Source organism: Streptomyces sp. NPDC007896 (genome assembly GCF_042959425.1).
Taxonomy (GTDB): domain Bacteria; phylum Actinomycetota; class Actinomycetes; order Streptomycetales; family Streptomycetaceae; genus Streptomyces.
The window spans coordinates 1,037,533-1,058,795 of record NZ_JBIBKX010000001.1 but is presented as its reverse complement, the minus strand read 5'-3'; the positions used below and the strand labels follow the sequence as shown (position 1 = coordinate 1,058,795).

Sequence of the window (21,263 nt, the reverse complement as noted above, 5' to 3'; positions counted from 1 at the left end):
CGGGACTACTTGCTTCCGGGCCCCGGTCCGGCCGCCGCTCCCGCGGTCGCCTGCCGGGGTCCTGCCGTGTCGTAGGCCGTCCGGGGCGCCGGGACGGCGTCGACCGGGATCTCCACGACCGGGATCTCCACGACCGGGATCTCCACGACCGGGTGCTCCTGCGGGAGCGGGGCGGTGCGCCGGGTGCGCAGGGCCACGGCGGTCATCGGGGCGGTGATCAGGAGCAGGCCGAGGGCCAGGATCACACCCATCCCCGGGTAACCCACCCGTGCGGAGAGCAGGCTGCCCGCGAGCGGGCCGCACGCCGTGCCGAGCGAGGAGGCGGAACCGACCAGGACCGCCCACCGGCCGCGCCGGTCCAGGGACGCGGCGAGGCCGATGACGTAGGAGAGCACGACCGGGTAGACCGTGTTCCAGGCGATCTCGCCCGTCGCGAAGGACGTCAGATCGGTGGCCGCCGCGCTCAGTGCGATGCATCCGGCGATCAGGGCCGTGCCCGCGCCGATGGGCAGCGCCCGGCCCAGGCGCTGGCCGAGTGCGCCCGCGCCGATCACCCCGAGCAGCCCCGCGCCGAGCGCCACCGCGAAGACCGCGCCGACGGTCACCTCCGTCAACCCCGCCTGCTGCAGACCGATCCGGCCGCTGACACCCCAGAGTGAATTCTGGGCGAGGGACCAGCAGAGCATCGCGGCGGCGAGGACGAGACCGGCGCGGCGGTGGGGGAGGGGAGCGGCGGTGGCGCGGAGGGCGCGGGCGGAGGGGGTGTGGGGGGCCTCGGGGGCCCCGGCGGTCGGGAGGCGGCGGGTCACGGGCAGTACGAGCAGCGCGGTAACGGCGATCGCGGCGAGGGGGTGGCCGTGGCCCGGCCCCAGGTGGGGGATCGTCAGATACAGCGCGCCCGCGAGGGCGGAGACGCCCAGCAGGCCCAGGGTGGTGGTGCGGTGGGGGTCGCGCTGGCCGGCGATCCCGGTGGCGGCGACGGTGGTGATCGTGCCGGAACCGAGGCCGCCGACGATCGCGCCGAGGACGACCAGGGGGATGGTCGTCGTGAGGGCGGCGGTGCCGTAGCCGGCGGCGGCCAGGAGCAGGCCGGCGCGGGCGAGTCCGCGGGGGCCGAAGCGGTCCACGCGGGACGCGAGCAGGAAGCCCGCCGTCGCCGAACTCAGCAGCAGGGCGCTGCCGATGGAACCGGCCTCGGTGGCGGAGAGGGGGAGACCCGCGCTCAGCCGGCCGACGGTGGTCGGGAGCAGGTACGGGGCGAGGTACCCGGCCGTGAAAAGGGCGACGAGGGGCCAGGGCGTGGTGGTGCGGGCGGACACGGGCGTTCCCAGGGCATGCGAAAGAGCGGCTCGATAAGGGGGGGTTGGGCGGCTGTCGACGGACAGGAACGCGCGGGCAATTTGTATCAAGCGGGTGGGGGTGCGACGTAGACGGGGAGGTGTGATCCGGGTCACGTTCTGTTTGTGTTGGCAGGGGCGGGGTAAATGAGCTGGCTTCACCCGGCCGTCGACCGGTCCGCTCCGGCCTCGACCGGCGCCGTGCCGTGTGCCGTTTGGTGCACACTGGCCTGAATCCGCACCACCTCAGGGAGCGCACCGTGATCGAGGCCAACGGAGAGCGACCGAACTGCCAGGCGCACGTCGACCCGCTCGCCGGTCTGCGCACCCCTCAGGACCCGCCCTGGGACGTCTACCTCACCGGCACCGTCTTCCTCGACATCATCTTCACCGGGCTCGACACCGCCCCGGTGCGCGGCACCGAGTCCTGGGCCCGCGGGATGGGGTCGAGCCCCGGCGGCGTCGCCAACATGGCGACCGCGCTCGCCCGCCTCGGCCTCAAGACCTCCCTGGCGGCGGCCTTCGGGGACGACCACTACGGGGAGTACTGCTGGGACGCCCTGGAACAGGGCGAGGGCATCGACCTCGCCCCGTCGCGCACCGTGCCGCACTGGCACTCGCCGGTCACCGTGTCGATGGCGTACGAGGGCGAGCGGACGATGGTCAGCCACGGGCACGAGCCGCCGCCGGAGGAGCCGGCGCCGGAACACGCCCCCCGCGCGCGGGCCGCCATCGCCTCGCTGACGCCCGGCACACGCGCGCACTGGATCGCCGAGTCCGCGCGTGCGGGCACCCGGATCTTCGCGGACGTCGGCTGGGACGACACCGGGCGCTGGGACCTGGCCGGGCTCGCGGACCTGGAGTACTGCGAGGCGTTCCTGCCGAACGCGGACGAGGCGATGCGGTACACGGGGGCGGACTGCCCGCGGGCCGCCGCGCACGCGCTGACCGAGCACGTGCCACTCGCCGTCGTCACCCTCGGCGCCGAGGGCGCGTACGCCGTGGACGGCCGTACCGGGGAGACCGCCGAGGTCCCCGCGATCGCCGTGGAGGCCCTCGATCCCACCGGTGCCGGTGACGTCTTCGTCGCCGGGTTCGTGATGGGCACCCTCGCCGACTGGCCGCTCGCCGACCGGCTCGCCTTCGCCGGGCTGACCGCCGCGCTCTCCGTCCAGGAGTTCGGCGGCTCCCTCTCGGCGCCCGGCTGGGCCGAGATCGCGGCGTGGTGGCGCCGGGTCCAGTCGGTCGACGACCAGGATCCGGCCGCGCTGCGCCGGTACGCCTTCCTGGAGAGCCTGCTCCCGGAGGTGACCCGCCCGTGGCCGCTGCGGCGGGCGGTTCCGACCATCGGCTTCCGCCGGTCGGCCTGACGCTCCTCGCCCCGCCGCCCCTGCCCGTCCCGTCCCCGGGGCGGGCCCCGTCCCGACCCCCGCCCCGGCTCCCGAACCCGCGCCGAAAAGCCCTACGGCACTGTCACCCCACCGTCGTACCCTTGGAGGCGCAAGGCTGCCCCCGTGGCAAGCGTGCCGATCAAGGAGGAAAAGCAGGCCTACAGAGCCGGCCCATGACTCAGACACCCACAGCTCACAGCCCCGCTCAGGGGCAGGCACGAGCGCACTTCACCGTCCCGGCCAAGCACCCCATGGTGACCGTGCTGGGTTCCGGAGACGCGCTGCTACGCGTGATCGAGAAGGCCTTCCCGGCGGCCGACATCCACGTCCGGGGCAATGAGATCAGTGCGGTCGGCGACGCCGGTGAAGTCGCTCTCGTCCAGCGCCTGTTCGACGAGATGATGCTGGTGCTCCGCACGGGGCAGCCGATGACGGAGGACGCAGTGGAACGCTCGATCGCCATGCTCAGGGCGAGCGAGAACGGGGAGGGCGACGGTCAGGAAACCCCTGCCGAAGTGCTCACGCAGAACATCCTGTCCTCGCGCGGCCGCACCATCCGACCCAAGACGCTCAACCAGAAGCGGTACGTCGACGCCATCGACAAGCACACCATCGTCTTCGGCATCGGCCCCGCCGGCACCGGCAAGACGTACCTCGCGATGGCGAAGGCCGTACAGGCGCTCCAGTCCAAGCAGGTCAACCGGATCATCCTCACCCGCCCCGCGGTGGAGGCGGGCGAGCGGCTCGGCTTCCTGCCCGGCACGCTCTACGAGAAGATCGACCCCTACCTGCGGCCCCTCTACGACGCGCTGCACGACATGCTCGACCCCGATTCCATCCCGCGGCTCATGGCGGCGGGAACCATCGAGGTCGCGCCGCTCGCCTATATGCGTGGTCGCACCCTCAACGACGCCTTCATCATTCTGGACGAGGCCCAGAACACGAGCGCCGAGCAGATGAAGATGTTCCTCACCCGTCTCGGCTTCGAGTCGAAGATCGTGGTCACGGGCGACGTGACACAGGTCGACCTCCCGAACGGGACGAAGTCGGGCCTGCGCCAGGTCCAGGACATCCTGGAGGGCCTCGACGACGTCCACTTCTCGCGGCTCACGTCCCACGATGTCGTACGGCACAAGCTGGTCGGCCGTATCGTCGACGCGTACGAGAAGTACGACAGCGAGAACGGCACCGAGAACGGCTCCCACAAGAGCCGCGGCAAAGCCGGCCACAAGGGGAAGTAGACAAGCGAGCACCATGTCGATCGACGTCAACAACGAGTCCGGAACCGAGGTCGACGAGCAGGCGATCCTCGACATCGCCCGCTACGCACTCGCGCGGATGCGCATCCACCCGCTCTCCGAACTCTCGGTGATCGTCGTGGACGCCGACGCCATGGAACAGCTCCACATCCAGTGGATGGACCTTCCGGGGCCCACCGACGTGATGTCGTTCCCCATGGACGAGCTGCGGCCGCCGTCCAAGGACGACGACGAGCCCCCGCAGGGACTCCTCGGTGACATCGTGCTCTGTCCGGAGGTCGCCGAGCGGCAGGGCAAGGAAGCTCCCACGCAGCACTCCATGGACGAGGAACTGCACCTCCTCACCGTCCATGGAGTGCTGCACCTGCTCGGCTACGACCACGAGGAGGCGGACGAGAAGGCCGAGATGTTCGGTCTCCAGGCCGCCATCGTGGACGGCTGGCGCGCGGAGAAGGGCATGACGGGCCCCTCGCCGGCCCCGACCGTTTCATGAGTCCTCAGCTCGTCATCGGCGCCATCGCCCTGGTCGTGGTCGCCTGGCTCGCCGCCTGTGCGGAGGCGGGCCTCGCGCGTGTCTCCAGCTTCCGCGCGGAGGAGGCCGTACGGTCCGGGCGGCGCGGCAGTGCCAAGCTCGCCCAGGTCGCCGCCGATCCGACCCGCTATCTGAACGTGGCACTGCTGGTGCGCGTGGCCTGCGAGATGGCCGCCGCCGCGCTCGTCACCTACGCCTGCCTGAAGGAGTTCGAGCAGACCTGGGAGGCGCTCGTCGTCGCCATCGGGGTCATGGTCCTCGTCTCGTACGTCGCCGTGGGCGTCTCGCCGCGCACCATCGGCCGCCAGCACCCGCTGAACACGGCGACGGCGGCCTCGTACGTCCTGCTGCCGCTGGCCAGGATCATGGGCCCGATCCCGCCCCTCCTCATCCTCATCGGCAACGCGCTGACGCCCGGCAAGGGCTTCAGGCGCGGTCCGTTCGCCTCCGAGGCCGAGCTGCGCGCGCTGGTCGACCTCGCCGAGAAGGAGTCGCTGATCGAGGACGAGGAGCGCCGCATGGTGCACTCCGTCTTCGAGCTGGGCGACACCCTCGTACGAGAGGTGATGGTGCCGAGGACCGACCTCGTCGTCATCGAGCGGTACAAGACCATCCGTCAGGCCCTCACCCTGGCGCTGCGGTCCGGCTTCTCGCGCATCCCCGTCACGGGGGAGAGCGAGGACGACGTCGTCGGGATCGTGTACCTGAAGGACCTGGCCCGCAAGACGCACATCAGCCGCGACGCCGAGTCCGAGCTCGTGTCCACGGCCATGCGGCCCGCGACCTTCGTGCCCGACACCAAGAACGCGGGCGACCTGCTGCGCGAGATGCAGCAGGAGCGCATCCACGTCGCCGTCGTCATCGACGAGTACGGCGGTACGGCCGGCATCGTCACCATCGAGGACATCCTCGAGGAGATCGTCGGGGAGATCACCGACGAGTACGACCGGGAACTGCCGCCCGTCCAGGAGCTCGGCGACGACCGCTACCGGGTGACCGCCCGTCTCGACATCGGCGACCTCGGTGAGCTGTACGGCTTCGAGGCGTACGACGACGAGGACGTGGAGACGGTCGGCGGACTGCTGGCGAAGGCACTCGGGCGGGTTCCGATCGCCGGTGCCTCCTCGGTGGTCGAGCTGCCCGACGGGCGCGAGCTGCGGCTGACGGCGGAGGCCGCGGCCGGGCGCCGGAACAAGATCGTCACGGTGCTCGTCGAGCCGGTCGGCCCGGTGGACCCGGAGCCGTCCGAGGAGGAGAAGAAGTCCGAGTGATGCCGTCGGCGAAGGAGATGTGGGAGTGAAACCGCAGCAGTTGCGTGCGTTCTGTCTGTCCTTCAACGCGGCCGTCGAGGACTTCCCCTTCGCCCCGGACATCTCCGTCTTCAAGGTGCTGGGCAAGCTCTTCGCGCTGACATGGCTGGACGCACACCCGCTCACGGTCAACCTCAAGTGCGACCCGGACGACGCGGTCCGGCTGCGCGCCGAGCACCCGGGGCTGATCATCCCGGGCTATCACATGAACAAGCGGCACTGGAACACGGTGACGGTCGACGGCGAACTCCCGGACCGTCTGGTCCGGGAGCTCATCGAGGACTCGTACGATCTCGTCGTCGCCGGTCTACCGAAGGCCGAGCGCCTCCGTCTCGACCGGGCGTGAGCGGTCGCGGCCCAGTCCGGTCGCGACCAGCACCGCCGCCGCCAGGACGATCGCCGCGTCCAGGGCGAGGACCGTGTGGACACCGGCCAGCAGGTCACCCGACGTCGTCGCCAGGACACCCAGCAGCGGGATGCCGATCGTCAGGCCGACCTGCTGGGTGGAGGTCACCAGACCCGTGGCCAGGCCCTGCTCCTCGTCGGGAACGCCCGAGGTCACGGTCAGGCCGTACGAGATGATCGCGCCCAGGTGGCACATGCTGGCCAGCGAGACCGTGGCGGTGGCGAGCCAGACGGACCAGGTGTGGGCGTTCACCAGGACCAGCCCCGCCACGAACAGGCCCTGACCGGTGAGCGAGCCGACCAGCGTACGGCGGGCGCCGAAGCGGCCGATGACCTTCGGGGCGTACACCCCGGCGACGGCGGACATGACGCCCTGGACCCCGAAGACCAGCCCCGTCTCGAACGCGGACAGGCCGAGGGTCTCCTGGAGGTACAGCGTCAGCGCGAAGACGACCGTCGACATCATCGAGAAGGTGACCAGACCGCCCAGGTTGCCCCACGCCACCGTGCGGCGGCGCAGCATGGGGAGGCTGACGAGCGGGGCGTGGGCGCGGGACTCGATGTACACGAAGGCGGCGAGCAGGAGCACGCCCGCGGCGAGGGTCACGATGACGTCGGTGCCGCCGAAGCCGCGCTCGGCGGCCGTCGACAGGGCGTAGATCAGGGCCAGCAGACCGCCGGTGACGGTGACCGCGCCGGGAACGTCCAGGCGCGGGCGGTCGGGAGTGCGGGACTCGGGCAGCAGGCCCGGGGCCAGCGGCAGCACGATCAGCGCGAAGACCGACAGCAGGCCCATCGTCGAACGCCAGCTCAGTACGTCGGTCAGGACGCCGCCGGCCACCATGCCGACCGTGAAGCCGAGCGAGAGGAGCGTGCCGGAGATGCCGAGCGCACGGTCGCGCGCCGGGCCCTCCGGGAACGTCGTCGTCAGCAGCGACATGCCCGTCGGCACGATCGCCGCCGCGGCGAGGCCCTGCAACGCCCGGCCCGTCAGGAACGACGCCGGGTCCCAGGCGAAGGTCGCCAGCAGCGAGGCCGTACCGAAGAGGGCGAGGCCGGTCAGGAAGAGCCTGCGGCGGCCGTACAGGTCACCGATACGGCCGAAGAGGAGCAGGAAGCCGCCGGACGGCAGCGCGAAGGCGGTGACCGCCCACTGCAGCGCGGACTGGCTCATGCCCAGGTCCTTGCCGAGCACGGGCAGTGCCACGTTCAGTACGGAGAAGTCGAGCGCGACCATGAACTGCGCGGCGCACAGCACGAAGAGGACGAGCTTGTCGCGGGTCGACAGCCGGGTGCCGAGCGGGGAGTGGACAGTTGGGGAAGCGGATGTGGTTTCGGTGGTGTCGATCGCCATGGCAAGAGCGTGCGGCCGTCGGAATATCCGTGGGGAGCGGCAACTTATGCTGGTGGTCGCACCACCAGTCACCAACAGGGGGATTCACACGTGACGGAGGACGTGCTCAGGACCCAACGACGGCGTGAGCTGCGGGACTTCCTGATGAGCCGCCGGGCGAGGGTGTCACCGGCCCAGGCCGGACTGCCGGACGGCGGGGCCCGCCGACGCACGCCCGGGCTGCGCCGCGAGGAGGTGGCCGTGCTCGCGGGCGTCGGCGCGTCCTGGTACCAGTGGCTGGAGCAGGGGCGGGACATCTCCGTCTCGCCCCAGGTGCTCGACGCGGTCGCCCGCGTCCTGCGGCTCAGCAACGCCGAACGACGCCATCTGTACCTGCTCGCCGGGCTGAACCCGCCCGCGCCGGAGGTCGCGCCCGAGGTCCGGGACATGTGCGACGGGCTGCGGCGGCTGATCGACACGTGGATGCCGTATCCGGCGCACATCATGGACCCCTACTACAACTGCGTCATGTACAACGACGCCGCCGGGATGGTCCTCGGTATGCGGCCCGACAACACGCAGAACTGCATCATCGACTTCTTCACCGACCCGCTGTACCGGGGGCAGTCCCGGACCTGGGAGAAGAACGCGCGCACGGTCGTCGCCCAGTTCCGCGCGTCGTGCGCGGCGGCGCCGGACGACGAGGGGTACCAGGAGGTACTGGACCAACTCCGGGCCGCCTCACCGGAGTTCGCCGCGCTGTGGGAGGAGCGGGACATCGAGGACGCCGGGCAGATCCGCAAGGAGCTCGACCACCCGCTCGTCGGGCTGCTCGCCGTCGAGTCCACCGCGATGAAGGTGCCGGCGCGGCCCGACCTCACGATCGTGCTGCACACGCCGCTGCCGGAGGCGAACACGGCGGCGAAGCTGGAGTGGCTGGCCTCGCCGGAGGGCCGACGGGGCTCGATGTATCCCGTGGCGGGCTAGGTCTGTGCGTGCGGCTTCCGATCCCTTCGTATGCTCTGAACATGACCGACAGCAGCGCGCTTGACCCCGATGACCGCAAGATCGTCACCCTGGCCCGTTCCGCGCGGGCGCGCAACGGGGTGCCGGAGGGGGCGGCCGTACGTGATGAGACCGGCCGTACGTATGTCGCGGGGACGGTGGATCTTCCCTCCCTGCGGCTGAGCGCGTTGCGTACCGCGGTGGCGATGGCGGTGGCGTCCGGGGCGAAGTCTCTTGAGGCGGCGGCGGTGGTGTCCGAGGCGGGGGAGGTCTCTTCGGAGGACCGGGCGGCGGTCCGGGACCTCGGTGGGCCGGCGACGCCGGTGCTGTTGGCGGGCGCCGACGGCACGGTTCACCTGACGGTGACCGCGGGCTGAGACCGCGCGCAGTTCCCCGCGCCCCCTGAGGTGGGGCTTCGCCCCGGATCCCCGGCCGCCCCTGGTCGTTTGGCTGAGGGTCGGTGGGGGCTGGTCGCGCAGTTCCCCGCGCCCCTAAAAGCCTCGGGTCGGCCGGTGTTTGTGGGGCGAGGCCGGAGGCCGCACCTCGCCCACCCCTACCGGCACCTTCCAGCCCGTCCGGCGTTTGAGGACGAGGTCGTTCAGGCCGAAGGCGTCAGAAGCCGAGTTTGCGGAGTTGGCGGGGGTCCCGTTGCCAGTCCTTCGCGACCTTCACATGGAGGTCGAGGAAGACCGGCGTACCCAGCAGCGCCTCGATCTGCTTGCGGGACTTGATGCCGACCTCCTTCAGGCGCTTGCCCTTGGGGCCGATGATGATGCCCTTCTGGCTGGGGCGCTCGATGTAGACGAAGGCGTGGATGTCGAGGAGGGGCTTGTCGGCGGGGCGGTCCTCGCGGGGGAGCATCTCCTCCACCACCACGGCGATGGAGTGGGGGAGCTCGTCGCGCACGCCCTCCAGCGCCGCCTCGCGGATGAGCTCCGCGATCATGACCTGCTCGGGCTCGTCGGTGAGGTCACCCTCCGGGTAGAGGGCCGGGCCCTCGGGAAGGAGCGGGACGATCAGGTCGGCCAGCAGGTCCACCTGCTTGTCGCCGACCGCGGAGACCGGCACGATCTCCGCCCACTCGAACCCCAGCTCCCGCCCGAGCTGATCGATCGCGATGAGCTGCTCGGCGAGCGTCTTGCTGTCGACGAGGTCGGTCTTCGTGACGATCGCGATCTTCGGCGTCTTCTTGATGGACGCCAGTTCCTTCGCGATGAAACGGTCACCCGGACCGAGCTTCTCGTTCGCGGGGAGGCAGAAACCGATGACGTCGACCTCGGCCCACGTCGTGCGCACGATGTCGTTCAGGCGCTCGCCCAGCAGCGTGCGCGGCTTGTGCAGACCAGGGGTGTCGACCAGGATCAGCTGGGCGTCCGGGCGGTGCACGATGCCCCGTACCGTGTGCCGCGTGGTCTGCGGCTGGTTCGCGGTGATCGCCACCTTCTGGCCGACCAGAGCATTCGTGAGGGTGGACTTGCCCGCGTTGGGGCGGCCCACGAAGCAGGCGAAGCCGGCGCGGTGGGGTGCCTCGGACGGCTCGGATGACTGGGTACGAACGCTCATGGCGCCCATTGTCCCTGATCCACAGGCCCGCGCCGTACGCCCTGTGCCTTTGACCGCTCCCGTGCGGCCCCGTGAGGTTTCGGAAACCCCCACGCAATACGAAACACGCCGGAAACGCACACGTGCACCACCGGAAACGCGAGCCCGTGACTCTCTGACGACGTCCCCGCACCCAGGAGAACCGAGGAGAGCCGTCCGTGGAGTTCGTGCAGACCGTGGAGACCCTGGACACCGTCAACCTGGCCGCCGCACCTCACCTCGACACCGGCGACACCGCCTGGCTGCTCGCCGCCACCGCCCTCGTTCTCCTGATGACGCCGGGCCTGGCCCTCTTCTACGGCGGCATGGTCCGCACGAAGAGCGTCCTCAACATGCTGATGATGAGTTTTGTGTCGATCGCCCTGGTCACCGTCGTATGGCTGGCGGTCGGGTACTCGCTCGCCTTCGGGGACGACGCCTTCGGAGGGCTCGTCGGCGGGCTGAAGCACGTGGGGATGGACGGGATCGGGCCGGACAGTGTGCACGGGACCGTGCCCACCCTGCTCTTCGCCACCTTCCAGCTCACCTTCGCGATCATCACCGCCGCGCTGATCAGCGGGGCGGTCGCCGACCGGGCGAAGTTCGCGGCGTGGCTGGTGTTCGTGCCGGTCTGGGCGCTGCTCGTATACGTTCCCGTCGCGCACTGGGTGTGGGGTCCGGGAGGCTGGGTCCAGGCGAAGCTGGGTGCGCTGGACTTCGCGGGCGGGCTGCCGGTCGAGATCACCTCCGGCGCCTCCGGCCTGGCCCTCTGCCTCGTCCTCGGCCCCCGTCTCGGCTTCAAGAAGGACGCCATGCGGCCGCACAACCTGCCGATGGTGATGCTGGGCGCGGGGTTGTTGTGGTTCGGCTGGTTCGGCTTCAACGCCGGGTCGGCGCTTGGCGCCAACGGACTCGCCGCCGCCGCCTTCCTCAACACCCTCGCCGCCGGCTGCACCGGTCTGCTCGGCTGGCTCTTCGTCGAGCAGAAGCGCGACGGCCACCCCACCACCCTCGGCGCCGCCTCCGGCGCCGTCGCAGGCCTGGTGGCCGTCACCCCGTCCTGCGGATCCGTGTCGCTGCTGGGCGCGCTGGCCGTCGGTCTCGCCGCCGGTGTCGTCTGCTCGTACGCCGTGGGCTGGAAGTTCAGGCTGAACTACGACGACTCGCTGGACGTCGTCGGCGTTCACCTGGTCGGCGGCATCATCGGCACGGTCCTCATCGGGTTCTTCGCCGACGCGACGATGACGGGTGGCGCCGAGGGGCTGCTGTACGGCGGTGGGTTCGGGCAGCTCGGCAAGCAGCTGGTGGCGGTCGTGGCCGTGGGGGCGTACGCCTTCACCGTCACGTACGGCATCGGGAAGGTGCTCGACAAGGTCATGGGGCTGCGGGCGGACGAGGAGCACGAGCACACCGGCCTGGACCTTACGGTGCACGCCGAGACCGCTTACGATCACGGGGTCCTGGGCCACGGCGCCCCGGTCTCGTCATCCCTCCCCACCGCTCAGAAGGCCAAGGCCCAGGCATGAAGCTCATCACCGCCATCGTCAAGCCGTACCGTCTCGACGAGGTCAAGACCGCTCTGCAGGAGCTCGGCGTGCACGGGCTGACCGTCAGCGAGGCCAGTGGGTACGGGCGCCAGCGCGGCCACACGGAGGTCTACCGCGGCGCCGAGTACCAGGTCGACCTGGTCCCCAAGGTCCGTATCGAGGTCGTCGTCGAGGACGCGGACTCGGAGGCGGCGATCGACGCGATCGTCAACGCCGCGCAGACGGGGAAGATCGGCGACGGGAAGGTGTGGGCCGTACCGGTCGAGACGGTCGTACGGGTACGGACGGGCGAGCGCGGCCCCGACGCACTCTGAGCCACCACGGGCGGGTACCGCCCCCGCGCGCTCCGAGCCACCAAGGGCCGCTGCCGCTCCTGCGCGCCCTGATCACCACCACGGCGGCGGCGATCCCCGCGCCCACCACCACCGCCATCAGCCACGGCAGCGCGAAGAACGACGTGCTCGCCGATTCCCGGGTGCCGGGCGCGCTGGCCGTCAACGTCACGTCGCCCCAGTCGAGTTGGGGCGCCCCGTGCCAGGGCTCGGTCAGCCGGACCCGTTGCCCCGGCAGCAGCTCCGAGGGGATCTTCGTGAGCTCCCGGGACAGCAACGTACGCCCGAAAAGGCCCTCGGCCCTGAGCCGCACCTTCGGGTTCAGGGTGACGTTCCCGGCGTTGCGGAGGGTGTACGAGATGGTGGCGCCGCTCTCGCCGAGGCCGGGGACCAGGGGCTGGTGGTGGCTGATCTGGACCTTCTCGACGGCGAGGGCGGGGACGGTGGGCCCGCCGACCCGGAGGTAGATCCGGGCGCCGACCGCCCGTTGCACCGCCACCGCGGACGTCGCCGTGTCCGAGCGGTCGAGGCGCTCGTCGAGTGCGACCAGCGCGCCCGGATGGTCACCGGGTTCGGCCTTCTCGGGCACCCGGAGGGTGAACGGCACGGTCACCGAACCGTGCGCGGGCACCGTCACCCGGGAGCGGGCGGGGTGCGCCCACGCGCCGACCCCGCGCTGCTTCTCCTTCACCGTCCGCACCGCGAACCCGCCGTCACGCGCGGTGTTGTACGCGTCGGCGGCGTACAGCCGGAAGGTCAGCGGGGCGCCGGTCTTGTTGGCGACGGTGACCTTGTCCCGGAGGGTCTGTCCGGGGTCGGCGGAGAGATAGAAGTACGGGCGGGCCGCGGTCTGCGTGGAGACGGGGTAGACGGACCAGCTGCCGTTGTCGGCGGCGTACGAGGCGGGCGTGGTGAGCGCGAGAAGGAACGCGGACAGGATGAGGACGTACAGCTTGCGCATGGGTGCGGACCCCCCGCGGATGTGGGTGGACAGGCCCTGGGCGGACGGGCGGGTGCGCGCCCGGCCACCGGGGTGCGGAGGGGTGGATCAGGTGAGCGTCAGCGTGAGCACGCCGGAGTAGGAACCCGGCGGGGTGAACGCCGGCACGTCCAGTGACAGCCCGGCGTCGACGGTGAACTCACCACCGGTGAGCGCCCCGTTGGGGGTGGACGCCAGCGTCGCTCCCGCACCGCCCACCGTGCCGGACGAACCGGCCTGGCAGGTGCTCGGGCTGCCCGCCTTGGTCGCGCAGGCGGGGGTCCAGCTCAGCTTCCCGGCATCGATCTTGGCGCCGGGACCGGTGAAGTCGGTGACCTTGCCGGTCAGGGACCAGCCCGCGGGTCCGCCGCGGAAGTCCTTGACGGTCACCGTCTGCAGGGCCCCGGTCGAGGCCCCGCCCTTGCCGAAGTCCACCGCCGACAACTGGACGGCGTCCCCGGCCTGGGACATCGACAGGGTTCCCGCCTTCACCGTGGTGGTGAGTTTCTGGGAGCCCGCGGGGATCGGGGTGTCGTCGACGACCACGTACGCCGCCGGCCCCGCTCCCTTGGTGTCGCTCCAGCTCGCGCCCTCGTACGCCACCACGCCGGTCGTCGTCTTGTCGTTGACGGCCAGCGTGCCGTTGATCGAGCCCTGCGCGTCGGCGGTCGTGGTGGCGGTGTCGGCGGTCTGGGTGGCCCCCGACCGTCCGGCGAGGGTCACGCTCGCGCCCGGGGTGAAGTTGCTGCCGGTGACGGTCACGCTGTCACCGGGCTTCCCGGAGGCCGAACCGAGCGAGATGGCACGGTTGTTGGTCTGGGTTCCGTCCGTCGCGGTGATCGTCCCGGAGACCGGGGCGGGCGGGTTGGTGACCGTGCAGGGGGTGTCCAGCTCCAGGATGTAGCTGGTGTGGATGTTGTAGTCGCCGGGCGCCAGGGTGATGGCGCCCGGGCTGGTGACGGTGAAGGTGCCCGTCATGCTGAACCCCGGGAAGGGCGCGTTGCCCGCCACCGGGTCGTTCTTCCTGGGGCCCGCGACCGTGACGTCCCCCGTCTGCGCGCCGCCGAGGGCGACCTTTCCGGTGGGCGTCATGATGTCGGCGGGCAGGGCGAGGGCGGTCGGGTTGTTCGCGGCGGGCGTGACCACCTTGTACGTCACGGTGACGGTGTCACCGACCTTGGGACTGGGGTTGTCCACCGTGATGATCGCGGTGGTGGTGCCGTCGATCGGCGGGATGCCCGCGATCGCCGGCGGGATGCAGTGCGTGGCGAAGTCCACGTTCTGGGAGTCCGCGGCCGCGGCGCCCGCCGGGGCCGCCAGCGCGCCTCCCGCGGTGACCGCCAGCGCGGTCACCCCGAGCAGTGCCGCCCAGCGGCGTCTTCGGGCGTGCGAACCCCTGGTTCCCCTGTGCGTTGCCATGTGCCCCCTCCTGAGGGATGCGGGCGCAGCGGCTCGTCTGCGCCGACAGGGGGCCATTGATGTGCGGGTTGTGTGAGAAGTCAATGGAGGGCCCGGACGGCAACTGATGGGCCATCAGGTCGTGTCAATATCGCCAACTGGGCACCCCCGTAGGCCAGTTGGCTGTGATCAAGCAGTTGTTCAGTTCATTTGTTCAGGCAGTACGAGGACCGGTGCCGCCGCGCGCGCCGGCGACACCGGTCTTCACGTATGTGCTGTGGCGGGGCTCAGCTGAAGACGAACGGGCCCGGTGCCTGCGCCGCGCTCGCGGTGCACGTGATGGTGATGCCGAAGACGACCATCTTCAGCGAGCCCCCGTACGCGTCGAGGCTGTCGCCGGAGGCGACGGTGCCGCTGAGCGGGCCCACCGTGACCCCGCCGCCCAGCGGGATGGCGGGATTCTTCGTGCCGGTGAACGCGACGGTGCCGCCGCCGGTCTTCGCCATGGTCAAGGTGGAGGCGATGGAGTCCTGCGCCAGCGCGATCGGCGCGGTGATCGAGGTGGAGCTGAGGGTGATGGTCGCGGCCGTGCCGTCCTGGGTGGCGGTGAGGGTGGCCGCGCCACCGCCGCCGATCGTGCAGGTCGCGTTGATGGTCGCGGTGAGCGGGGTGACGGCCGCGGCGGTCGGCGCGAGGGCCAGGCCGGTCGCGGCGAGGGTGCCGGCGGCTAACGCCGCGGCGATTCCTAGTTGCTTGCGTCTCATCGGGTTCCCTTCCCTTGTACGGGAATTGCCATGTGGGGATGGAGGGACGGAACCGTCTGCTCAGAGGCCGGGGCCGGGCCGGGCACACGGACGCGTCACCGGTGAACGCCGGTGCGGGTGCGGAGAGATGTGTACGCGGACCGTCCGCGAGCGGGGTGCGGGACGCCAGCGGAGGCGTTTGTGACGGTCCGTCGGAACGTGCGGTTCCATTGATGCGCGAGCGGCTTGGGATTGCAAGGCATGCCGGGTGGTTTCTTCAGGGGTTGTTGAAAGTGGCCGAAGTTCGTCCCTGATGCCCGGCGGGCCCGCTACTCCGCGAGTTCCGCGATCAGCGCCGTCGCCACCGTCCGGAACCCCAGGCGGTCGTACATCCGCGCCACGTCCTCGTCCCCGGCCGACAGGAACAGCGTCTCGACGCCCCGCTCCCGCGCGTCGGTCACGAGGGCCGCGGTCACGGCGTACGCCAGTCCACGGCGCCGTTCGGCGGGCAGGGTGCCGACGCCCGTGATCTCGCTCACGGGGCCGACGGGCAGGTGCATCCCGGAGCAGACCACGACCCCGTTCTCGACCGCCGCGGCCAGTACGGTGCGTCCCGCGCGGATGCGGTCCGCGGCGGCGGGTACCTCGGCGGCGCGGGCGGTGATCTCGGTGGCGAGTTCGCCGTGTCCGGCCTCCCCCACCGCCGTGCCCGGCGCCGCGAACGCCACGTGCGGCACCGCCAACGCGCCCGCCAGGAAGGGGTCTTCGGGGTCCAGGACGCGGACCAGAGGGTGCGGGTCGGGCAGCGGTGCGTCCTCGTCGCGGATCATCAGGGGATGCGCGTGCACCCGTAGCCCCGTCGCCTCGACCGCCTCCCGCAGGCCCGGCGTCACCTCCGCCACCCACTCGAAGGCCTCCGGCACACACAGCTCCCGCTGCCGCGCCCGCACCCGCTCGACGTCCTCGACGGTGGCCGCCGGGCCCGTCCAGCCCAGGGTGGGTCGCGCGTAGTACGGCCAGCCCGTGGCCTCGCGGACGAAGAGGGTCAGCGGGCCGAAGTCCTCGGCCCGCGCCGCGGCGCGCGGCACCGAGTCGTAGTAGCGCTCAAGCCGGTCGAGGGATGCGTTCACAGTCGTCATGGCGCCATCCAAGAGGAACACGGGTGCCGGTGGCACCCGAATTCACTCCACGCCCCTGATCCGCCCCACCAGCAGCGCCCCTGCCAGTCCGATCACCGCCGCCACCAGGTACAGCACCCGGTAGCCGCCCAGGTACGTCACGATCGGTGCCGCCAGGGCGGGGGCGGCGACCTGGGGGAGGGCGTTGGCGACGTTGATGACGCCGAGGTCCTTGCCGCGGTCCAGGGCCTTGGGCAGGACGTCCGTCATCAGGGCGAAGTCGACGGAGGTGAAGACACCGAAGCCGATGCCCAGCACCGCCGCCGCGATGATCGCGCCCGGCCAGGTCTGCCACCCGGAGAGGACCGCCGTCGCCACCGCCATGAGGACGCCCGACCAGATCACGAACGGCTTGCGGCGGCCCACCCGGTCCGACCACACCCCGCCGACCACGACCGTGGCGAGGAGGGTGACGCCGTTGACCGCCGTGAGGATCAGTACGCCGTTCTCGGGGTCGGCGTAGTGGAGCCGGTCGCGGAGGTAGTACAGGAGGTAGAGCAGGACCAGGGCGTTGCTCAGGTTGATCAGGAAGCGGGTCAGCCAGGCCCAGGCCAGGTCCGGGTGGCGGCGCGGACTCAGCCAGAAGGAGGCCGCGAACGTGCGCCAGGACCAGGCGGGCCGGGCCGCGGCCGGCAGCCGCAGATCCTCGTAGCGCAGTACGTACGGCAGTACGCCCACCAGCGCGAACACCGCGCACGCCGCATAGCCGCCGCCCACACCCCCCGCCGCCGTCGCGAGGCCCGTCCCGCCGACCACGCCCAGGATCTGCGCGGCGCCCAGCCAGCCGCCCACGGAGCCTCGTTGGAGCCGTGGCACCCGGTCGGGGACGGCCGCGGTGATGGCGGCGAAGGCGGCGTTCAGGGTGAGCTGGACCAGGCACCAGCCGGCCGCCATCGTCCAGACCCCGCCCGCTCCCGCCAGGAGCAGCAGGGAGAGGGCGCCGCCCGCCGAACCCGCCACGATCCACGGCGTACGGCGGCCCCGGCGCGCCGTCGTCCGGTCGGACAGCGCGCCGAAGAGCGGGTTGGCGACCAGTGACACCACCGCGCCCGCGCCCGTGACCCACGCCAGCATCGTCTCCTTCGACATGCCGGTGCCGGGCGCGAAGTCCTCCGCCTGGGAGGCCAGCAGGATCTGCAGCGGGCCGTACCAGCCCACCCAGATCGCCCCGTTGGCGAGCGAGAGCGCCGAGGTCCAGCCCCGGCCGACCCGCTCGACGGGCTCGGCCAGCGCCCCCACGTTCGCGACGGGGTCCGCCGCCGTCATCCCCGCGCCCGCAGCGCGTCGCGCAGCCAGGTGTACGACGCCTTCGGGGTCCGCTTCAGCGTGTCGTAGTCGACGTGGACCAGGCCGAAGCGCCGCGCGTACCCCTCCGCCCACTCGAAGTTGTCCAGCAACGACCACACGAAGTACCCGCGAACGTCCACGCCCTGTTCCAACGCCCGGTGCAGCGCCCGGACATGGCCGTCGAGGAACGTGATCCGTTCCTGGTCGTCGATGCCCTCGTAACTGCAGCCGTTCTCGGTGATGACGACCGGCGGGAGGCGGTCCCCGTAGCGCTCGCGGAAGCCCACGAGCAGCTCGGTCAGCGCCTCGGGGACCACCGGCCAGCCGAAGTCGGTGACCGGGTAGCCCTCCAGTTCCCGTACGGAGAAGGGGAGTTCGGCGGGCAGGGTCAGTCCGCTGAACTCGATCTCCGCGCCCTGGGGGGCGCCCACCTTGGTCGGCTGGTAGTAGTTGATCCCGTACCAGTCGATCGGCTCGGCGATGACCTTCAGATCCGCCTCGACGTCGCCCGGCATCAACTCCCCGATACCGTCCGGGTATCGGCCCAGCAATAGCGGGTCAGCGAACAGGCGGTTGAGGAGGAGGTCGTAGAAGTCGGCGGCCTCCACGTCCTCGGGCTGCTCGGAGGCCGCCCAGGTCGGGCCGTGCGAGTTGGCGATGCCGATGTCCGTGACGCCGGCCGCGCGCAGGGACCGGACGGCGAGGCCGTGGGCGAGCAGTTGGTGGTGGGCGACCGGCAGCGAGTCGAACAGGAGCTGCTTGCCGGGGGCGTGGGCGCCGAGCGCGTGGCCGAGCAGGGTGTGTTCGGCGGGCTCGTTGAGGGTGATCCACTTCTTGACGCGGTCGCCCAGACGGGCGGCGACGACACCGGCGTACTCGGCGAAGCGCTCCGCGGTGTCCCGGTTCAGCCAGCCGCCGGCCTCTTCGAGCTTCAGCGGGAGGTCCCAGTGGAAGAGGGTCGGTACGGGGCGGATGCCCGCCGCGACCAGCGCGTCCACCAGGCGGTCGTAGAAGTCGAGGCCGCCGGGGGAGTTCACGCGGGGCCAGGAGATCGAGAAGCGGTACGCGTCCACGCCGAGGTCGGCGAGGAGGGCGACGTCCTCGGGATAGCGGTGGTAGTGGTCGCAGGCCACGTCGGCCGTGGAGCCGTCCTTGATGTGGCCGGGCTCGGCCGTGAACGCGTCCCATACCGACGGGTCGCGTTCGGCCGCGGCTCCCTCGATCTGGTGGGCCGAGGTGGACACGCCCCAGAGGAAGCCGGGCGGGAACTGCGGTAGGGGGTCGCGAACTGTTGGGCGTTTGCTGGGGTTTACCGCGTTCTGGTGAGCGGGAGTGAGCGCCATGGCCATGCTCCTGTTCAGGGGTCGGGGCTCGAAGGGGACGGGAACGGAGATTCTTGTGTCGAATGGGTGACCTTTTGCGGGGGTGCTCGTTGGGCTGTTCATCGGATGACCGGAGTGATTGGGGGTGGGCGGGTGGCGGGCGAGGCATTGAGGACGTCGGCTGCTCCGTTCGTGGCTCCGGTTCCGGTGGGGGTGGCGGTGCGAACTCGGTTGAAGGGCCTGTCCGATGCGGATACTCGGGTGCTGGCGGAGGTCGGCCGTCATCTGGGGGCGTTGGCGGGGCGTGACCTGAAGGCGCGTTGCGCGGCCGGGCTGGGGCATGATGCGGCCGGGTGGGCGGTGCGCAAGCGGGAGCTGTCGGGGTTGTCGTCGTCGCGGTGGGCGGGGGCGGTCACCAAGGCGAGCCATGATCAGTGGGCGCTGGCACGGAGGGGTCTGGCCGCACACATCCGGGACCTGGAAGCGGGCATCGCGGCCATGGAACACCGGCTGGCGCTGCCGCTGGGGCAGAAGGGCACCAGGAAGCAGCCGGGCGGCTATCGCTCGCGCCGGGAGTGGCATGCCAAGTCCCGCCGCCTGAAGGTGCTGCAGGAGCGGCTCGCGGCGGCACGGGCGGACTGGGCGGCGGGCCGGGTACGCATCGTGCGCGGCGGCAGGAAACTCGCCAACACGCGCCACCACCTCCAGGCCGCCGGGCTGGATGAGGCGCGGTGGCGGGGACGCTGGGAGGCTGCCCGCATGTTCCTTTCCGCGGACGGAGAGTCGGGCAAGCGGTTCGGCAACGAGACGATCCGCCTCACCCCCGACGGCGAGCTGAGCATCAGACTCCCCGCCCCGCTCGCCCACCTGGCGAACGCCCCGCATGGCCGCTACCGGCTCACCGCGCGGGGCGTCTTCGCCCACCGGAGGCATGAGTGGGCGGGCCGGATCGCGGCGAACCGGGCGGTCGCCTACCGCATCCACCACGACCCGGTCCGGGACCGCTGGTATGTGACCGCCTCCTGGCAACGCGCCCAGCCTGCCACCCCGGAGGTTTCGCTGGAAGCGCTCCTGGCCGCCGGAATCACAGTGGTCGGCGTGGACACCAACGACGACCACTATGCGGCCTGGCACCTCGACGAGCACGGCAACCCGGTCGGGGAACCACAGCGGTTCTTCTACGAGCTGTCCGGCAGCGCCGCGCACCGTGATGCGCAGGTGAGGCACGCCACCAGCCGCCTGCTGCACTTTGCCGGGCGGTGCGGGGCCCGCGCGATCGCGATCGAGGACCTCGACTTCCACACCTCCACGTCCCGCGAGCAGCACGGCCGTAAGAAGCGGTTCCGTAGGCTGATCTCCCGGTTTCCGACCGCGCGGTTGGCGGCCCGACTGGTGTCGATGGCTGCCGCCCAGGACCTCACGATCATCGCGGTCGATCCCGCGTACACCAGCCGGTGGGGTGCCCAGCACTGGCAGCGGCCGATGTGCTCCCCCACCCGCAAGACCACCCGGCACGATGCCGCAAGCATCGTGATCGGACGGCGCGCCCAGGGATTTGGGGCGCGGCGACGGACGGCACCGCCCCCATGCGAGCAGAGTCATCGTGTGGGGCATCGGACCGCCCAGGCCGCCCCCCGAACCCCTGGGCGTGAGGGAAACCGCCCGCCCAGGAATGGACCACCACCAGGAGTGGTGTCGCCACCAGGGATGCGAACGCGGCAACCCAGCCCGCCCAACACCGTTCGGGGCAGGCGTAGTGAACAGGAGTGGATCCACGACTCACTCCCACTCACTACTTAGGAACGGTTCGTCGCCATGCGCGCGATCATCCCTACTTGCAATATCGGAAGTCAACGGGTTGGTGTGAACTGGGAGTTACGGCTTCTTGGGGGCGTCTGGTCGGACGGGTGGTGCGGTGTTTTTGCGGGTGCGGCCCGGTGGGGGCTGGGCGCGCCCACGCGGCGGAGCCGGAGATGTCACAGCCCCGCGCCCCTAAAAGACAGGGACGCGCCCCTTGCTTCGAAAGCTACGCGCCCTCCTTCAGGACCCTCGAAATCAGACTTCGCTGCTCCTCCGTCAGTCTCGGATCGGCGGCGTAGACCGTCTTTCCGTTCACCGTGATCTCGTAGCTGAAGCCGTCGGGGACCCCGGCGGGGCGTGTGCCCTGGCCGGAGGCGATCGCCTGCTCGGCCAGGGCGTGCCACTCGGGGGCGTCGGAGCGCCCCGAGGTGTCCACCTCGGCATGGCGCTCGATGCCCGCGAATCCGCCCGTGCGCCTTACCTGAATACGCATGGGTCCTGTCTAGTACGAGTCGGACGCCGAA

20 protein-coding genes are annotated in these 21,263 nt (G+C 71.1%); 10 read left to right on the top strand and 10 right to left on the bottom strand.

The window, feature by feature from the left end; translation table 11 throughout:
* Positions 1–5: 5 nt before the first annotated feature.
* The gene (locus tag ACFZDJ_RS04845; RefSeq protein ID WP_391056112.1) at positions 6–1,319 is read right to left on the bottom strand and encodes an MFS transporter; all 1,314 of its coding nucleotides are present in this window, start codon (positions 1,317–1,319) and stop codon (positions 6–8) included.
* 278 nt (positions 1,320–1,597) lie between these two features.
* Between ACFZDJ_RS04845 and ACFZDJ_RS04840 the strand changes: the two genes are divergently transcribed.
* From ACFZDJ_RS04840 to ACFZDJ_RS04820, 5 genes are all read left to right on the top strand, one after another.
* The gene (locus tag ACFZDJ_RS04840; protein ID WP_384905562.1) at positions 1,598–2,707 is read left to right on the top strand and encodes a carbohydrate kinase family protein; all 1,110 of its coding nucleotides are present in this window, start codon (positions 1,598–1,600) and stop codon (positions 2,705–2,707) included.
* A 194-nt stretch (positions 2,708–2,901) separates the two neighbouring features.
* Positions 2,902–3,969, top strand: a complete 1,068-nt coding sequence (locus ACFZDJ_RS04835) for a PhoH family protein (protein WP_168508601.1) — start codon at positions 2,902–2,904, stop codon at positions 3,967–3,969.
* A 13-nt stretch (positions 3,970–3,982) separates the two neighbouring features.
* The gene (ybeY, locus tag ACFZDJ_RS04830; RefSeq protein WP_054235448.1) at positions 3,983–4,480 is read left to right on the top strand and encodes an rRNA maturation RNase YbeY; all 498 of its coding nucleotides are present in this window, start codon (positions 3,983–3,985) and stop codon (positions 4,478–4,480) included.
* A complete protein-coding gene (locus ACFZDJ_RS04825) occupies positions 4,477–5,790 on the top strand; it encodes a CNNM domain-containing protein (RefSeq protein ID WP_390927467.1) in 1,314 nt (437 codons plus the stop codon). Before ybeY ends, ACFZDJ_RS04825 begins: the two co-directional genes overlap by 4 nt.
* Positions 5,791–5,815: 25 nt before the next feature.
* Entirely contained in the window at positions 5,816–6,175 is a 360-nt protein-coding gene (locus ACFZDJ_RS04820) for an MmcQ/YjbR family DNA-binding protein (RefSeq protein ID WP_384905557.1), read from the top strand.
* On the opposite strand, the gene ACFZDJ_RS04815 is transcribed toward ACFZDJ_RS04820, so the two are convergent.
* The gene (locus ACFZDJ_RS04815) at positions 6,137–7,588 is read right to left on the bottom strand and encodes an MFS transporter (protein ID WP_391056110.1); all 1,452 of its coding nucleotides are present in this window, start codon (positions 7,586–7,588) and stop codon (positions 6,137–6,139) included. The genes ACFZDJ_RS04820 and ACFZDJ_RS04815 overlap by 39 nt on opposite strands.
* Before the next feature lie 144 nt (positions 7,589–7,732).
* Between ACFZDJ_RS04815 and ACFZDJ_RS04810 the strand changes: the two genes are divergently transcribed.
* Positions 7,733–8,554, top strand: a complete 822-nt coding sequence (locus ACFZDJ_RS04810; RefSeq protein ID WP_384905827.1) for a helix-turn-helix transcriptional regulator — start codon at positions 7,733–7,735, stop codon at positions 8,552–8,554.
* Positions 8,555–8,595: 41 nt separating this feature from the next.
* A complete protein-coding gene (locus ACFZDJ_RS04805; RefSeq protein WP_391056108.1) occupies positions 8,596–8,949 on the top strand; it encodes a cytidine deaminase in 354 nt (117 codons plus the stop codon).
* 235 nt (positions 8,950–9,184) lie between these two features.
* Here the strand turns inward: ACFZDJ_RS04805 and era are convergent, their stop codons facing one another.
* A complete protein-coding gene (era, locus tag ACFZDJ_RS04800) occupies positions 9,185–10,144 on the bottom strand; it encodes a GTPase Era (RefSeq protein WP_179436579.1) in 960 nt (319 codons plus the stop codon).
* Positions 10,145–10,332: 188 nt separating this feature from the next.
* Here era and ACFZDJ_RS04795 point away from each other — a divergent pair, with 188 nt between their 5' ends.
* Both ACFZDJ_RS04795 and ACFZDJ_RS04790 read left to right on the top strand, forming a co-directional pair.
* Entirely contained in the window at positions 10,333–11,679 is a 1,347-nt protein-coding gene (locus ACFZDJ_RS04795; protein ID WP_391056106.1) for an ammonium transporter, read from the top strand.
* Complete coding sequence (locus tag ACFZDJ_RS04790) at positions 11,676–12,014, top strand: P-II family nitrogen regulator (protein ID WP_101405245.1); 339 nt, start codon at positions 11,676–11,678, stop codon at positions 12,012–12,014. The genes ACFZDJ_RS04795 and ACFZDJ_RS04790 overlap by 4 nt, the downstream gene beginning before the upstream one ends.
* Here ACFZDJ_RS04790 and ACFZDJ_RS04785 read toward each other — a convergent pair.
* The 6 genes from ACFZDJ_RS04785 to ACFZDJ_RS04760 all read right to left on the bottom strand — a co-directional run bounded on the left by ACFZDJ_RS04785 (position 11,908) and on the right by ACFZDJ_RS04760 (position 18,960).
* Positions 11,908–12,993 (bottom strand): WxL protein peptidoglycan domain-containing protein, encoded by a 1,086-nt coding sequence (locus ACFZDJ_RS04785; protein WP_391056103.1) that lies wholly within the window; start codon positions 12,991–12,993, stop codon positions 11,908–11,910. The two genes, ACFZDJ_RS04790 and ACFZDJ_RS04785, sit on opposite strands and share 107 nt — an antisense overlap.
* An 87-nt stretch (positions 12,994–13,080) precedes the next feature.
* Entirely contained in the window at positions 13,081–14,430 is a 1,350-nt protein-coding gene (locus tag ACFZDJ_RS04780; RefSeq protein ID WP_390927475.1) for a beta-xylosidase, read from the bottom strand.
* A gap of 266 nt (positions 14,431–14,696) precedes the next feature.
* The gene (locus tag ACFZDJ_RS04775) at positions 14,697–15,173 is read right to left on the bottom strand and encodes a hypothetical protein (protein WP_067369887.1); all 477 of its coding nucleotides are present in this window, start codon (positions 15,171–15,173) and stop codon (positions 14,697–14,699) included.
* Between the two features lie 308 nt (positions 15,174–15,481).
* On the bottom strand, positions 15,482–16,291 hold the full coding sequence (locus ACFZDJ_RS04770; RefSeq protein ID WP_391056101.1) for a GNAT family N-acetyltransferase: 810 nt from the start codon (positions 16,289–16,291) through the stop codon (positions 15,482–15,484).
* A 42-nt stretch (positions 16,292–16,333) separates the two neighbouring features.
* Positions 16,334–17,596, bottom strand: coding sequence for an MFS transporter (locus ACFZDJ_RS04765; RefSeq protein ID WP_391056099.1), 1,263 nt, complete (start codon positions 17,594–17,596; stop codon positions 16,334–16,336).
* The gene (locus tag ACFZDJ_RS04760) at positions 17,593–18,960 is read right to left on the bottom strand and encodes a GH1 family beta-glucosidase (RefSeq protein WP_390927481.1); all 1,368 of its coding nucleotides are present in this window, start codon (positions 18,958–18,960) and stop codon (positions 17,593–17,595) included. Before ACFZDJ_RS04760 ends, ACFZDJ_RS04765 begins: the two co-directional genes overlap by 4 nt.
* 105 nt (positions 18,961–19,065) lie before the next feature.
* On the opposite strand from ACFZDJ_RS04760, the gene ACFZDJ_RS04755 reads away from it, so the two are divergent.
* On the top strand, positions 19,066–20,739 hold the full coding sequence (locus ACFZDJ_RS04755) for a transposase (protein WP_099922727.1): 1,674 nt from the start codon (positions 19,066–19,068) through the stop codon (positions 20,737–20,739).
* 226 nt (positions 20,740–20,965) lie between these two features.
* Here ACFZDJ_RS04755 and ACFZDJ_RS04750 read toward each other — a convergent pair whose 3' ends face one another.
* Positions 20,966–21,232, bottom strand: coding sequence for a protealysin inhibitor emfourin (locus tag ACFZDJ_RS04750; RefSeq protein WP_060896474.1), 267 nt, complete (start codon positions 21,230–21,232; stop codon positions 20,966–20,968).
* Positions 21,233–21,263 lie beyond the last annotated feature (31 nt).